Source organism: Lacticaseibacillus absianus (assembly GCF_013407595.1).
GTDB lineage: Bacteria > Bacillota > Bacilli > Lactobacillales > Lactobacillaceae > Lacticaseibacillus > Lacticaseibacillus absianus.
On record NZ_JABEKX010000006.1, the window covers coordinates 19,438 to 33,722 of the forward strand.

The 14,285-nt window shown below is 59.9% G+C and carries 14 protein-coding genes; 3 read left to right on the plus strand and 11 right to left on the minus strand.

Translation table 11 applies throughout. The annotated features are described in order from the left end of the window. Positions 1-26: 26 nt before the first annotated feature. The gene (locus HII33_RS12970; RefSeq protein ID WP_179396244.1) at positions 27-674 is read right to left on the minus strand and encodes a YfbR-like 5'-deoxynucleotidase; all 648 of its coding nucleotides are present in this window, start codon (positions 672-674) and stop codon (positions 27-29) included. A 145-nt stretch (positions 675-819) separates the two neighbouring features. On the opposite strand from HII33_RS12970, the gene HII33_RS12975 reads away from it, so the two are divergent. Further along, positions 820-1,317, plus strand: a complete 498-nt coding sequence (locus HII33_RS12975) for a GNAT family N-acetyltransferase (RefSeq protein WP_179396245.1) — start codon at positions 820-822, stop codon at positions 1,315-1,317. A 140-nt stretch (positions 1,318-1,457) separates the two neighbouring features. On the opposite strand, the gene HII33_RS12980 is transcribed toward HII33_RS12975, so the two are convergent. The 7 genes from HII33_RS12980 to pfkB all read right to left on the minus strand — a co-directional run bounded on the left by HII33_RS12980 (position 1,458) and on the right by pfkB (position 10,304). Then, a complete protein-coding gene (locus tag HII33_RS12980; RefSeq protein ID WP_179396246.1) occupies positions 1,458-3,182 on the minus strand; it encodes a phospho-sugar mutase in 1,725 nt (574 codons plus the stop codon). A gap of 252 nt (positions 3,183-3,434) precedes the next feature. Further along, positions 3,435-4,397 (minus strand): thioredoxin-disulfide reductase, encoded by a 963-nt coding sequence (trxB, locus tag HII33_RS12985; RefSeq protein ID WP_179396247.1) that lies wholly within the window; start codon positions 4,395-4,397, stop codon positions 3,435-3,437. Positions 4,398-4,449: 52 nt separating this feature from the next. Further along, positions 4,450-5,490 (minus strand): NAD(P)H-dependent glycerol-3-phosphate dehydrogenase, encoded by a 1,041-nt coding sequence (locus tag HII33_RS12990; RefSeq protein WP_179396248.1) that lies wholly within the window; start codon positions 5,488-5,490, stop codon positions 4,450-4,452. 22 nt (positions 5,491-5,512) lie between these two features. Then, positions 5,513-6,334, minus strand: coding sequence for a prolipoprotein diacylglyceryl transferase (lgt, locus tag HII33_RS12995; protein WP_179396249.1), 822 nt, complete (start codon positions 6,332-6,334; stop codon positions 5,513-5,515). A gap of 13 nt (positions 6,335-6,347) precedes the next feature. Beyond that, positions 6,348-7,283 (minus strand): HPr(Ser) kinase/phosphatase, encoded by a 936-nt coding sequence (hprK, locus tag HII33_RS13000; RefSeq protein WP_179396250.1) that lies wholly within the window; start codon positions 7,281-7,283, stop codon positions 6,348-6,350. Positions 7,284-7,425: 142 nt separating this feature from the next. After that, positions 7,426-9,375 carry a fructose-specific PTS transporter subunit EIIC gene (locus tag HII33_RS13005; RefSeq protein ID WP_179396251.1) on the minus strand — a complete coding sequence of 650 codons (1,950 nt, stop codon included), beginning with the start codon at positions 9,373-9,375 and terminating at the stop codon, positions 7,426-7,428. Beyond that, the gene (gene pfkB / locus HII33_RS13010) at positions 9,375-10,304 is read right to left on the minus strand and encodes a 1-phosphofructokinase (RefSeq protein WP_179396252.1); all 930 of its coding nucleotides are present in this window, start codon (positions 10,302-10,304) and stop codon (positions 9,375-9,377) included. The genes HII33_RS13005 and pfkB overlap by 1 nt, the downstream gene beginning before the upstream one ends. Before the next feature lie 111 nt (positions 10,305-10,415). Between pfkB and HII33_RS13015 the strand changes: the two genes are divergently transcribed. Continuing rightward, entirely contained in the window at positions 10,416-11,168 is a 753-nt protein-coding gene (locus HII33_RS13015; RefSeq protein WP_179396253.1) for a MurR/RpiR family transcriptional regulator, read from the plus strand. A gap of 58 nt (positions 11,169-11,226) precedes the next feature. Here the strand turns inward: HII33_RS13015 and HII33_RS13020 are convergent, their stop codons facing one another. Genes HII33_RS13020 through liaX form a run of 3 tightly spaced genes read right to left on the minus strand, consistent with a single transcriptional unit; the run spans position 11,227 to position 13,389 of the window. Beyond that, a complete protein-coding gene (locus HII33_RS13020) occupies positions 11,227-11,565 on the minus strand; it encodes a phage holin family protein (protein ID WP_179396254.1) in 339 nt (112 codons plus the stop codon). Next, positions 11,565-11,855 (minus strand): hypothetical protein, encoded by a 291-nt coding sequence (locus HII33_RS13025; RefSeq protein WP_179396255.1) that lies wholly within the window; start codon positions 11,853-11,855, stop codon positions 11,565-11,567. Before HII33_RS13025 ends, HII33_RS13020 begins: the two co-directional genes overlap by 1 nt. 52 nt (positions 11,856-11,907) lie before the next feature. Further along, complete coding sequence (liaX, locus tag HII33_RS13030) at positions 11,908-13,389, minus strand: daptomycin-sensing surface protein LiaX (protein WP_179396256.1); 1,482 nt, start codon at positions 13,387-13,389, stop codon at positions 11,908-11,910. A gap of 473 nt (positions 13,390-13,862) precedes the next feature. On the opposite strand from liaX, the gene HII33_RS13035 reads away from it, so the two are divergent. Next, positions 13,863-14,258, plus strand: a complete 396-nt coding sequence (locus HII33_RS13035; RefSeq protein WP_179396257.1) for an NfeD family protein — start codon at positions 13,863-13,865, stop codon at positions 14,256-14,258. Positions 14,259-14,285 lie beyond the last annotated feature (27 nt).

Genomic DNA, 14,285 nt, shown 5'->3' on the forward strand with positions numbered 1-14,285 from the left:
ATTATAGCATCCCGAACATACTTTCGCTACCGGTTGCCAGATTGATTCGTCATGATCGCCCGCGTCAGCTTCGTCAACATGTCACGGTCCGCGAACTCCTCGTTCAACATGTCCGGCAGGATCTCTGCCAGGAAGTACTGCACGCTCGGGCGTTGCTCGAATGACATGATCACCGCGAGGCTCTCGGTGTAGATGTTGACGAAGACCCGCTCCGGGTTCCCCTTCTCGATCTCCCCGAAGGATTCATACAGTAAGTCGACTTTGTCGGCGATGCTCAAGAGCTCCCCTTCCAGCGTGTCGTCCTTACCTTCCGACAGGCGCCGGCGGTAGGCCTCTTGGAAGTCCGCCGGGATCTCGTTTTGGATGAAGTTCTCCGTCATCGAGTCCTCGACGTCAGCCAGCATCTCGCGCAGCGCCGGCGTTGCGTACTTGACCGGCGTCTTGATATCACCGATAAAGCGCTCCGTGTAATCGTGATTCAGCGCCTTCTCGTATAGGCTTTGCCAGTTGACCGTGTTCCCCGCGTGTTCTTCGATATCCCCCAGCAACTGCGCAATCTCAGCGACTTTGAAGCTGTGGGCCGCCACGCTGTGCTCCGAGTATTTGAAAAACCCCGGTGCGCGCCGTAGCGTCTCTAAGTTGTTCAGGCCTTGAATGAACTGGTGCATGCCCATGATTGCTATCCCTCCTTGGCTAAATTGCAACAATGGTACCACCCTGTCCTGCCAGATGCAAGGATGTCAGGTTTTCTCCCCCAGACGCTTGCCCTATGCCGCGCCGCGCGCTATGCTGGGCCAAAACCTAGAAAAGAGATGCCCCATGTCCATCACATTCACGACCGCCCAGCTCAGCGACCTGCCGGCGATCACCGCCATCTACAATGCTGCGATCCCCGGCCGCCTCGCCACCGCGGACCTCACGCCGGTCACCGTTGCCAGCAAAGCCGCCTGGTTCGCGCAGTTCGATCCTGCACGTCGTCCGCTGTGGCTGATCCGCAGCGACGATGTCCTGGCCGGCTGGGTCAGCCTTGAGGACTTCTACGGCCGTCCAGCTTACCATCGCACCGCTGAGATCAGCCTTTACCTGGCACCGAGTTTTCAGCACCAGCACCTCGGCCAAGACGCCTTGGACTTTGTGATCGGCGAGCTTCCCCGGCTCGACATCACTACCCTGGTCGCCTTCGTCTTTCACCACAACGGCCCCAGCCAGCACCTGTTCGCCCGCAACGCCTTCACCCAGTGGGCACACCTGCCTCAGGTCGCCGAGATGGACGGCGAGTTGCGTGACCTTGATATCCTCGGCCGCCACTTCGCCTGAGTGCCCTATGGGGGAGCCCGACTCAACGCGCTAGCTTGGCCGCAAAGAACCGGAACGACAGGTTGTCGTTCCGGTTCTTTGCGCGCGCAGCGCGCCGCGTTGGGGTCAGTCACACCGGTCCCAACACGGTAAACGCTGGACTATTCCGTCCGAAACGCAGTCAGTGCCGCCTCGAACTCGGTCAGCTTCGCCTCGGCGGCAGCCTTCGTCGTGGCACTGGTCCCGACGTAGAACTTGACCTTCGGCTCAGTGCCGGATGGCCGGATCGCGATCCAGGTCCCATCCGTCAGCACATACTTCAACACGTCGGACACCGGCATCTCGATCGGTGTCTGGGTCCCATCTGCCGCCGTGGTGGTCTGCGCTTTGTAGTCTTCGACCCGCGCGATCGCCACGCCAGCGAATGCCGCTGGCTGGTGCTCGCGGAACTTGGTCATCAAGGCCGCCATCTGCGCTGGCCCGTCGATCCCTTCAAAGTCAACCCCGACAGTCTTCTCCGCAAAGTAGCCGTAGCGTGCGTAGAGGGCCTGGATCCCGTCCCACAGCGTCATGCCTTTGGCCTTGTAGTACGCCGCCACTTCGGCCAGCAGAACGGTCGACTGGATCGCGTCCTTGTCGCGCACGAACGGCTTGATCAGGTAGCCGTAGCTCTCCTCGAAGCCGAACAAGAACTCGTGGCTACCGGTCTCTTCGTACTGCTTGATCTGATCCCCGATGAACTTGAAGCCGGTCTCAACGTCGATCATCTCGACGCCGTAATCCGCCGCGATCGCGGTGGCCAGCTCCGTGGAGACGATGGATTTGACCACCGCACCGTTGGCCGGCAGCGTGCCGGCCTGCTTGCGCGCTTCGAGGATGTAGTGTAGCAAGAGACTGGCGATCTGATTACCGGACAACAACTGGTAGTGGTCCCCTGCCCAGACCGCGGTCCCAAGCCGATCGGCGTCTGGGTCGGTCGCGATCAGCACATCAGCGTGACTCGCCTTCCCCAGCTCGATCGCCATATCGAAGGCTTGCGGGAACTCGGGGTTCGGGAACGGCACCGTGGCAAACTCCGGATCGGCGACCGCTTGTTTGGCGACAAGCTGGAAGTTGCCGAACCCGGCGTTGCGCAGCGCCATCTGCGCTGGAATGCGGCCGGTCCCGTGCAGCGGGGTGTAGACTAGCGACATGTCCTTACCCGTCGTTGCGATCAAGTCGCGGTCGATCGTAACGGTCGCCACCGCCTGGTAGTAGGCCTCATCGACGTCTTCGCCGATCAGCGTCAGAAGCTTCTGTGCCCGCAGTGCGTGCACATCCAACGACTGGATCGCAAAAAGGTCGTCAACGGCGCGCACGTACTCGGTGATGCGGTCGGATTCTTCGGGCGGCATCTGGCCCCCATCCGGTCCGTAGATCTTGTAGCCGTTATACTGCTTGGGGTTGTGGCTCGCCGTGATCATGATCCCGGCATACGTCTGCAAGTGCCGCACGGCAAACGATAACTCTGGGGTCGGCCGCAGCCCGTCAAACAAGAAGCTCGGGATGCCATGCGCACCCAAGACCCCCGCTGCCGCCTGCGCGAACTCGCCGCTCATGTAGCGGGAGTCGAAACTGATCGCCACCCCGGCGTTTTTTTGTGCCGCCGGCAGTGTGTCCATGAAGCGTGCGAGCCCTTCTGTCGCCTGGCGGACGGTGTAAAGGTTCATCCGCCCGATCCCTGCGCCGATCACCCCGCGCATACCCGCGGTCCCGAACGCCATCGGGGCGGAGAAGGCGGCCTCTTGGGTCTCAGGGTCGTCCGCCATTGCGGCAACTTCCTGCGCCATCGTCGCGTCAAGCGCTGGTGCTGTCACCCACACCGCGTAGTTCTCTTTGTAGCCCATATCGCTCACTCCTGTCCAAAATAGTTGATTGTCTCGCCAACATTGTACACCGAACACGCAGTCAACGGGGCCTGAAGCACTCGAAGAAAGCGATATCCTTACCCATTATCCCACGCGCGGCGCGCGGGTCAATCGCCTGGCCAGAAGTCATACCGAATCGCAAGATTTCTTGAGCTCTCGGGCACCTTGACGATGAGGCCTACGCGCTTTGCTCACAAAAAAAGCGACTGAGCCGTCTCAGTCGCTTGTCTCTCAGTTGGCGCTTGGCACTGCGCCGTTCGCCAAAGCCTCATCTTGCAGGCTCTGGATGTAGTCGAACACGCTTTGGCCGGCCTGACCGCCTTCGCCGACGGCCGTCGTGATCTGACGCAAATGCTTCGCCCGAACGTCACCGATCGCGAAGACGCCAGGGACCCGCGTCGCCATGTTCTCATCCGTTGGGATCCAGCCGTTCTCGTCCAATACCCCAAGGTGCTTGAAGCTATCGGTCAACGGCATGATGCCGACATAGATGAAGACACCAGATGCGGGCTGGACCCGCTCGGCGCCGGTCTCTTTATCCACATAGCGGACCCCCGTCACCTTCGTGCCGTCGCCGAGGATCTCTGACACGCCTGCGTTCCAGACGAAGTCCATCTTCTCGTTGGCAAAGGCGCGCTGCTGGATGATCTTCTGCGCCCGCAACTGATCACGCCGGTGCATCACGGTCACCTTGGCCGCCGGGCCGGTCAGGTAGATGCCTTCTTCGACGGCGGAGTCCCCGCCGCCGATCACCGCAACGTCACGGTTGCGGAAGAAGGCGCCGTCGCAGACGGCACAGTAGGAGACCCCCCGGCCCCCGTATTCTTCCTCGCCAGGGATCCCCAGCTTGCGGTGCTCAGCCCCAGTCGCGATGATCACGGCCTTAGCCTGGTACTCGCCTTCATCCGTCACCACGACCTTCGCCTGACCGTCCACATGCACGTCGGTCACGTTACCATACGCGTATTCAGCCCCGAACTGAGTCGCCCCGTCATACATCTTCTGGCCGAGCTCTGGGCCCAGGATCGAGGTGAACCCTGGGTAGTTCTCGATCGCGGCGGTGTTGTTCATCTGACCACCGTAGATCCCGCGATCCAGCATCAGCACGGACAGGTTAGCGCGCGACGCATACAGCGCCGCCGTCATGCCGCCAGGGCCAGCACCGATCACGATCACATCATACTGCTTAGACATGGGCAAAAACTCCTTTGGTTGGTCTGCTTACGTTTTGTAAGTATACCTGAATTCAGTCGCGTTGTAAAGTCGGATCAAAATCAAACTCCGGCTTGCCGTCACGGGCCATCAGGTCAGTGATCACCGACTGGATCGGTGCATCCTGGTACAACACGTTGTAGATGGCCGTCGAGATCGGCATCTCGACTTCAAGCTCGCTCGCCAGCTCGTGTACGACCTTGGCCGTGGAGACGCCTTCGACGACCATCCCCATGTTCGCGAGCACATCCGCCAGTTTCTCCCCCTGGCCCAGTGCATTACCAGCACGCCAGTTGCGGCTGTGGACACTGGTACAGGTGACGATCAGGTCGCCGACCCCAGAGAGCCCGATGAACGTCAGGGGGGCAGCGCCGAGGCGGACCCCCAGGCGTGTGATTTCTGCCAGACCGCGGGTCATCAACGCCGCCTTGGTGTTGTCCCCATAGCCGAGCCCGTGTAAAGCGCCGGCACCGATCGCGATCACGTTTTTCAGCGCCGCACCGAGCTCGACGCCGATCACATCGTCATTCGTGTAGAGCCGGAAGTAGGCGTTCATGAAGATCGCCTGGACTGCCTTAGCGGCGGCCAGCGACTGAGACGCTGCGGTCAGGGTGGTGATGTCTTTAGTCGCCACGTCTTCGGCGTGACTCGGCCCGGAGATCACCACGATCCCTGCATGCAGGGCCGCCGGTAACGTCGCGTCGAGCACCTGCGACACGCGCAGCTTGCTGCCGACTTCGAGCCCCTTGGCCGCATGTGCGATGATTGGGCGCGTCCCGCTAGCTTCCAGCAGCGGCCGCACTTGCTCGGCCACGCTGCGGACCGCGTTGGTCGGCACGACGAACAGAATCACGTCGGCCCCCGTCAACGCCGCCGCCAGGTCCGTCGTCGCCTGCAAGTTGTCATGCAGGCGAAAATCTGGCAGGTAGTGCTGATTGGTGTGCTGTGTGTTGATCTCCGGGATCTGCCGGGCGTCATGTGTCCACAGCGCGACGTCATGGCCATTTTCGACCAGCAGGTTCGCCAACACCGTTCCCCATGAACCAGCGCCTAATACGGCCACTTTCTTTGTCAAAAGATCACTCCTAGTTGTTTGTCTAAAGGTTCGCGAGCTTGTTCCCGTCCAAGTACCACGGGATATCTTGGCGCCGGCGGTAGACCCACAGGCCGACCGCGGCCACGAAGAGCACGATCGACAGCAGCTGCGAGACGCGCAGGCCAGGCATCAAGTATAAACTATCCGTGCGCATCCCTTCAACGAAGAAACGCCCGAAGCTGTACCACATCACGTAGCTCAACAGGACTTCGCCTTGCTTGAACCAGTCGCGGTGGTGCCGAACACTCATGATCAGAATGAAGCCAGCAACGTTCCAGGCTGATTCGTACAAAAACGTCGGCTGACGGTACGCCCCGGCGATGTTCATCTGCTGAATGATGAACGCCGGCAGGTGTAGGCCCTTCAGGAACGCCAACGTGGTCTTCGCTCCGTACGCTTCCTGATTCATGAAGTTACCCCAGCGGCCGATCGCCTGGGCGATCATCACGGTCGGCGCCGCAATGTCGAGGATCAGCCACGCCGGTAGCCACTTGGCCCGGCAGTAGACCAAAAACACGATCACGCTGGCGATCAGCGCACCGTAGATCGCGATCCCACCGTGCCAGATCGCGATGATCTCCCCGGGGTGCGCGGCGTAGTACGGCCACTCAAAGGCGACGTAATACAGCCGGGCGCCGATCAAGGCAAAAGGCAGTGCCCACAGGACAAGGTTGAGGATATGGTCCTCCGCCACGCCGCGGCGTGCGGCCTCCTTCATCGCCAGGTACACCGCAAGCAAGACACCACAGGCGATGATCACCCCATACCAATGGATCTCAAGCCCGCCGAGGCGCACTGCGATCGGATTCAACGCTGCTAACATATCAGGACCGTCCTTACTCTTCAGAATTCGACTGGATCAGTTTGTTGAGGTTCTGCTCGAACGTCTTCGTCGCGTCGTAACCCATCGATTTGGCGCGGAAGTTCATCGCGGCGACCTCGATGATCGAGGCCAAGTTACGCCCGACCTTGACCGGAATGGTGATCTTCGGGACTGCGACATCAAAGATCGTCTGGGCCTGTTCCCCGGAACCCAGGCGGTCGAACTGCTTGTCCGGCGTCCAGTTCTCCAGGTGCACGATCAGGTCGATGCTCGTCCGTGCCCGCACAGCACCGGCGCCGAACAGGTTCATCACGTCGATGATCCCCAGCCCGCGGATCTCCAGCAGGTGCGAGAGGATTGCCGGCGCCTCGCCGATGATCGTCTGCTCGTCTTGTTGATAGACGTCGACGCGGTCGTCGGCGATCAGCCGGTGGCCGCGCTGGATCAGCTCCAGCGCCGTTTCGGACTTGCCGACACCCGAGTCCCCGGTGATCATCACCCCGAGTCCGTAGAGATCGACCAAGACCCCGTGCATGCTCCGGCGTTCGGCCAGTTGGCCCTCCAGGTAGTCCGTGATCAGGCTCGACAACCGAGTGGTCGGCAGCTTAGAGCCCAACACCGGGATGTGTGCCGACTCCGCCGCTTCGAGCATCTCGGCCAGCGGTTCAATCCCGCGCGACACTAAGAATGCCGGTGTGTCCATGGCAGCCATACGCCGCAAGATCACGAGCCGCTCGGCTGAAGTCATGTTGCGTGCAAAGGCGCTTTCGGTCCGGCCGAACAACTGCACGCGCTCGTGCGGATAATAATTGAAGTACCCAGTCAGCTCCAAGCCCGGCCGGGAGATGTCAGAGACGCTCACCTGGCGCTCATCGAGGTACGCCTCACCGCTGTACACGGTCAGGTGCGTCTCCGTGACCAGTTGGCGCACCGAAACTCTGTCTACCATCGGTTCCACCTGTCTTTCGCCATAATTATCTTTAAGTTTATCATCGTTTGGCTCCAGTTAACAGAGGGACGGCCCGCCGACCGATAGCCACCGTCGCTCAGATACGCAAAAACCCGCTCGGCGTGCGAGCGGGCCATGCGACTCACTGTTTGAACAGCGTCAGAATCTGAAGCGGTGTCGAGGCCGCCTTGAGCCGCTCGACGAACTGCGGATGCGTCAGCAGCTTCGCCGTGTTGCTCAAGTAGCGCAAGTGGTCGCCATCATCGTGTTCCGGGATCAAGAAGCTGATCATCGTGTCGACCGGCTGCTGATCGAAGGTCTGCCACTCGATCGGTCGGGTCAGCCGGACGACGAGCATCGCGGAACGCTTGATCGTCGCATCCTGCGCGTGTGGGATCGCGATCCCCTGCTCCATCCCGGTCGAGCCTTCGCTTTCGCGGTGCAAGTACTTCTGATAGACCGCCTCGGCATCTGTTGCCAAGCCGTTGTGTACCGCGAGTTCGGCGAGCTGATGAAGCGCGTCATCCCGGTCCCGGGCGGTAACGTCCAAGACGATGTTCGCCTCGGTCAGGATCTGTCCCCAATCACTGGTCACACTGTCGCTGTCTTTGTCGGCTGCCGTTGCGGCCGGCGCGATCGCCGTCACCGCTTCGTCACCAGTCAAGCCGGCCATGCTGACCGCGGGTGCGACCGCATTATGCTTCTTCGAGGCACGCCCGGCCACGAGCGCCAGCAGTGCACCGGAGACCAGTGACCCGATCAGGATGTAGAGCACCCACATCACGGGGTGAGTGACCAGCGGCAACACGATGAAGCCACCGTGGGGCGCTGGGACCTGCACCTTACCGACATACGTCAACGCCGCGGCGATCGCAGAGCCGATCATGAAGCAGGGAATGTTGATCAGAGGATTCTTCGCGGCAAACGGAATGGCCCCTTCGGTGATGTGCGTGGACCCCAGCAAGAAGTTGACATAGCCGGCACTGCGCTCATCGCGCGTGTAGGCCTTCTTGTTCATCAGGACGGCAAACCCGGTCGCCAGCGGTGGGGCGATGCAGGCCGCGGAGACCCCAGCCATGAAGAATGCATTGCCTTGGGCCAGCAGCGCTGTCCCGGTCAGATACGCCGCCTTGTTGATCGGCCCACCGAAGTCGAACGCACACATTGCACCGACGACCAACCCTAAGATGATCGGATCTGAGTTCTGCATCCCCTTCAGGAAGTCCATCATGCCAGTGTTGATCGCCGCCATCGGTTTGGTGATCAAAAACATCAGCGTCCCGGCAATGAAGACCCCCAAGACTGGGTAGAGAAAGATCGCCTTGAGGCCGCGGAACTCGCGGTCAGGTAGCGGTGCCAGGAGCCGTTGTAAGAGCAAGACGACCGCCCCGGCGATGTAACCACCGACGATCCCACCCAGGAATCCGGTGCCGCCATTCAAGGCCAGCATCCCGACGGCAAAGCCGACGATCAAGCCGCTACGCTTGGCGATCGCTTCACCGATGTAAGCACACAGGACTGGGACCATCAGCCCCATCGTCGTGCCCCCGATGTTGTTCAGCATCGCTGCGAACGTATTGTACTGCTCGTTCTTCGGATCGGCGGAATAGATCCCCCAGAAGAACGAGATGGCAACGAGGACCCCACCGGCCACGACTAGCGGCAACATGTGAGATACCCCGTTCATCAAGCTGGTGTAGATCAGGTGTCCGATACTTTCGCCACCGCGCTTATCGTCGCCACCCGCCGCTTTGCGCGCCTGGTCAGCCTTATACACCGGCGCGTCGGGTGCTAGCGCCTCATCGATCAGCTTCTTGGGGTCCTTGATCGCTGCAGCGACCGGGACCATCACGACCGGCAACCCAGCGAAGCGATCGGCGTCAACGTCGATATCCGACGCGACCACCACCGCCCGTGCGTTGTCGATCTCTTCTTGAGTCAGCGGATCATCGACCCCGGTCTGTCCGTGCGTTTCGACCTTGATCGTCAAGCCCATTTTCTGCGCTGCTTGTTCCAGTGCTTCCTGTGCCATGTAGGTGTGGGCGATCCCCGTCGCGCAACCCGTGGCACCAATCAGATCATACTTGGCCATTATGCTTCCTCCCTTGTGATGACGATCTGGTCGCGCAAGTCATCCAGATCCTCAAACGTTGTCAGCCAACTGCGCCGGGCCGTATCGCTGCCTGCCGCGATCGCTTCCCTCAGATTATCGGCAACTGGTCTGCCCGCGACCCAACCACCGACGAACGTCCCAAGCATCGTATCCCCGGCGCCTGCGGTATTCAGCACGGCGATCTTCGGGGCGTTGCCGGCAAAGCACCCCGCCTGCCCGACGAAGATCGCGCCATCCTCGCCACACGACAACAAGACGTTCTGTGCGCCCCGGTCGATCAGCTGCTTGGCCATGGCGATCCGCGACGCGGTATCGCGTGGCGGTTCCTCCCCGACCCAGCTCGCCAGCTCGTTATCGTTCGGCTTGATCAAGAGCGGGTGGTACTGCAAGGCGTCGAGGACCTCCGGATAAGAGGTGTCGATCACGAACCCAAAGTGACGCTGTGCACTCAACTGGGCGATCGTGACGATCACCTCGGGTCGGATCCCCTGGGCGAAACTTCCAGACAGGATCAGCGTATCATCCGTGCCGAGGCGCTCGAGCCGCTCCAGCAACTGACGCAACGCCGCCGCCCCGACGGCCGGCCCCGGGTTGACCAGCTTGAACTCTTCGTTAGTCGCCGACACATGGGTGAACACATTGATCCGCGTGATCCCACCCGCGTCGATAAAGTCGTTGGCGATCCCCGCACGCGTCAACTCAGCGACGATGTGGGCGAGCGTGAAGCCCCCGCCGATCCCCAGAGCTTGATTTTCAATGCCCAGTCGGTGAAGAATAAAGGAGACATTCACGCCTTTACCGTTAGCTTGGACGTCGGCACCGGTCGTACGGTTCACGGTGCCTTCTTTCATCTGCGGCGTCGTGATGAACAGGTCGATCGCCGGATTCAGTGTTAATGTATAGATCATAGTCGAGTCCCTCCTACCTTCGACAACTATCATAGCGCCCCTCACGGCGTACATGTTGCCAGGATCGCACGCCGGGACCCACGAATCTGAAAAAGTTTTCAGGAGGCTCATATGACCGTCAAGTTAAGTGCCACCGAGCAATACTTGCGCAACGTGATCGCTAAGAACCGCAGCCAGATCGCGAGCATGTCGATCGTGCAGTTCAGCGAGTTCGCCAATGTCTCGACTGCGACCATCGTGCGCACGATGAAGAAGCTGGGCTACTCCGGCTACACCGACTTTCGCCACTCCCTGCTGAGCGAAGCCAAGGAGGACCAAAAATATGCCGTCTTGCGCGACGCAGACGACAAGATCAAGCAGGTCATCACGATGAACCAGCAGGAGGTCAACCAGACGATCGCCAACCTCGACATCAGCGCGATCGAAGACGGGATCCAACAGTTGCATAGCGCAGACGTGGTCTACGTGTTCGCACGCGGGCTCTCTGAGACGATTGGCGAGGAGATGGCGCTCAAATTGCAGTTGCTGGGCAAGTACGTGCAGTTTTACAGCGACCCCAACATCATCCGCATCATTGCCGGCCGAACGAAGCCTGGGGCGGTCGCGATCATCGTCACCCTGAACGGCAAGACCCCAGAGCTCGTCGAAGCCGCTCAGACGCTCAACGCCCGCAACGTACCGGTGATGACGATCACGACGAACGAAGACTCGCCGATCGTGCAGTACACCGACATCCTCTTCAACGGCTATAAGTCCTCGGTCTCGTATTTTCCCGACTATGAGGTGCGCTCACGCTTGCCGATCCAAGTGATCGGCCGGATCCTGCTCGACTCCTACGTCGTCCGTGAAGGCAACCCAGGCTAACGCAAAAAAATCTGGCCCACTTGGGGTCAGATTTTTTTGCGGGCGCAAGCGCCATGCATCAGTCGTTCGGCTCGCCTAGCGTTGTGTTGACGAGGCTGATGATCAGCGCCAAGAGCATCTGGGCGCCGAAGCCCGAGAAGTAGATGCCGTCAACGAACCAGGTCATCATGGTGAGCATGAAGCCGTTCAAGACTAAAAGGAACAGCCCCAGCGTCAGTAGGGTCAGCGGGAAGGACAAGACCTTGAGGATCGGCTTGATCAGTCCGTTCAACAAGCCTAAGACAACGGCCCCGGTCAGCGCAACTTGCCAGTTCGCGACGCTCAGCTGAACGGGAAAAAGCTGACTGTAGACGATGAAAACGAGAGTGGTCAAAGCGACCTTACGCAGGAATCCCATTAGAAGTCGCTCCAGTCATCGTGGTCTTCACGCGGAGGCTGCTTTGGCCGGGATTCTTCGTGGACGTTATGCGCCACTTTACGCCCCGGCTGCACATAGTCCTGCCAGTCGGTCCGGTGGTGTGCCGGGCGGGCACCATGGTGGTCACTGCGTCGGATCAGCCACCAGATCAGCAGGCCGATGACGACCGGCCAAAACAGGACATGGATCAAGGCGAAGCCGACGAGCAGGACGACCATGATCACGAGCCCGACGATGAATAAGATGATGGGGATCATGAGAAATGGCATACTGTTGTCTCCTTTAGGGCAGACGCGCAGGCCTTCGCCTGCGCGTCGCACTTCATTCAGTTTCGGTGTCTTTGAGCAAAATGTTTCCGCTGGTGGTCGTGACCTTCAGCTGGCCTTCACCGGTCCCCGGGCGATCCAGGGCAACGGACTTGGCCTTGCCGGTCACATCGATGCCGCTCATGCGGCTCTTGACCCCACCGAAGCGCGTGCGTGCCTCACCGGTGACCGCCACGGTGGCCGGCAAGGCGACCTTGACGTTCCCGTTGACAGAGCTTGCCGTCAGCTGCTTGAAGTCGCTCGGTAAGGTCGTGCGGATCGTGCCGTTGACGGTCTGCAACGCCAAGGTCTTCGCATCGTTTTCGACCTTGATGTCGCCGTTGACGGTTTCAAGGACGAGGTCGTGGACCGCGCCATTGGTGACCTTGATCGAGCCGTTGACGTTTTCGGTCTCCAGCATCACTGCGGTCAGATCATTGAACGCCAGCTCACCGTTCGTGCTCTTGACGTACAGATCCTTGCCGTTCAGCCCGTTAAGGGTCAAGCCCCCGTTGAGCAGGCGGACGGTAACATGATCGTAGTCGCGCTTCGGCAGGTGGATCGTCAGATCGGCTTGCACCCGGCGGTTCGGGACCTGGAAGACGAAGTGATCGTCATTGACATCGATGCGGCTACGGTCAAGGAAAGCTTGCAGCGGTGTGTCTGCGGCCATCTTGCCGAACAGCTTGATGTTGGCATCGACCTGGATCCCGGCCTGCGCCCAAGTATCGATCGTGATGTCACCATTGGCGACCTTCAGATCTAGGATCGTCGCTTGACTGTCCGGAAAATCAAAGGTGTGGCTGAAGCGCTCCATTGCCAGCCCCGGTACCCGAACCGTGACATCCTTCCAGTCCACGTTGTCGAGCACGTTGCCCATGGTCTTCTTCAGGAGCGACCCGATCTGGACCGTGGCGTCATTGACGGTCTTGCCGATATCGTTCAGCGCGTCTTTGGCTTGGTCCTGCCAGTCGTCCGGCAAGACCTTATCGGTGAAGTGCTTCTTGTTCAGCAGGTGCTTCTCGCGGTTGAGGTCCGCGATCTGCGCCTTGATCGCCGCTTGCTGTTCCTTCAACTCGCTGAGTTGCTGGGTCAGCTCGAGGTTCTCCTGCTTCAACTGGCCACGCTCTTGATACTTCGCTTCGGTCAGCGTGTCGAGGTCTTCCATTGTGTCCAGCACGATGATCTGCTCGGCATTGGCCGCCAGTTTGGTGTTCACGTTCTTGATCTGGGCTTCCGTTGCGTCCAGTGTGCCGGCCAGTTCGGCCAGCTTCGTGTTCAACCCGGCGAGGGCCTCTTCGGCCACGTCTGGGCTCTTGTCGTCAGGTTCTTCAGGATCGGGAGTTTCGTTCGTCTGGTCAGCTGCGGCATCATCGGGGGCAGCTGGCTTCGGTGCAGCTGCCTTGGCTTTGGCAAGGTTCTCAAGGAGCACCAGCGCTTCTTCGCTCGTGATCACCCCTTGCTTCACTAGATCTAGGATCCGTTCACGTTCATTCATGGTATTACCTCCACGTATTGACTGCCTCTGTAGTTATAGTATGCCAGCCCCTCACCATGAATGCATAGGTCCTAAGGTTGATTTTTGAGTCGGGCGCACGGACACGCCCCGGTCGCCAACGCCGCTGACCCCGAGCGCGTCGTCACCCCGTCAAAAATAGCCGCCATGGGTAATGGCGGCTACGGAGAAAGGATTGGTCGACGAGTGGGTGGCTCGCCGGCGATTTTTACTTTGGAGGAGTAAAAATGAAAAAGTTGGGTATGGGTATGGAAATGAGTGGGTGGCTCATTTCTATGCCTCTGATACTACCCGCCAAATATGACGAAACTGTGATGAAGGCGTGCAAATTCTGCCATCGCACGCGAACACAAAAATAGTCCCGATTTTTGGAAAGATGAGTGTGAAATAACGATCAATCATGCTACTATCAAGGCGAGTGGCAAATCTATTTCTATATGAAAGGAAGTGCAGGCATGTTCACCTGGTTCTCGCACCTCACGGGCCCCTGGCCTTGGCTCGTCGGTCTGATCGGCGTCGTGATCGGCTTAGCGGTCCTGTGGATCTGTATCACGATGCTCCTGCTCCCCCTACTCGCACTGATCCAGCATCTGATCGCACCGGCAGAGAACTCGACCAGCATCAGTGATGACCAGTACCTCTTGGGCACGCTGACGCTGGCGGTCACCGCTGATCACACCGGTGAGGTCATGATCGCGGGGGGCGGGCGAGCCCGGCAGACCTACCCGGCCAAGCTGTGGACCGCCGATGGTCCTGCACTCAAGCTCGGCGAACAAGTCGTCGTGGTCGACGTGGATCACGGCATCGCGTATGTCGAACGCTTCAACGCGGCCACTGCACCACGCGCGTAAGGCACCACCCGCACCGCCATTTTTCAT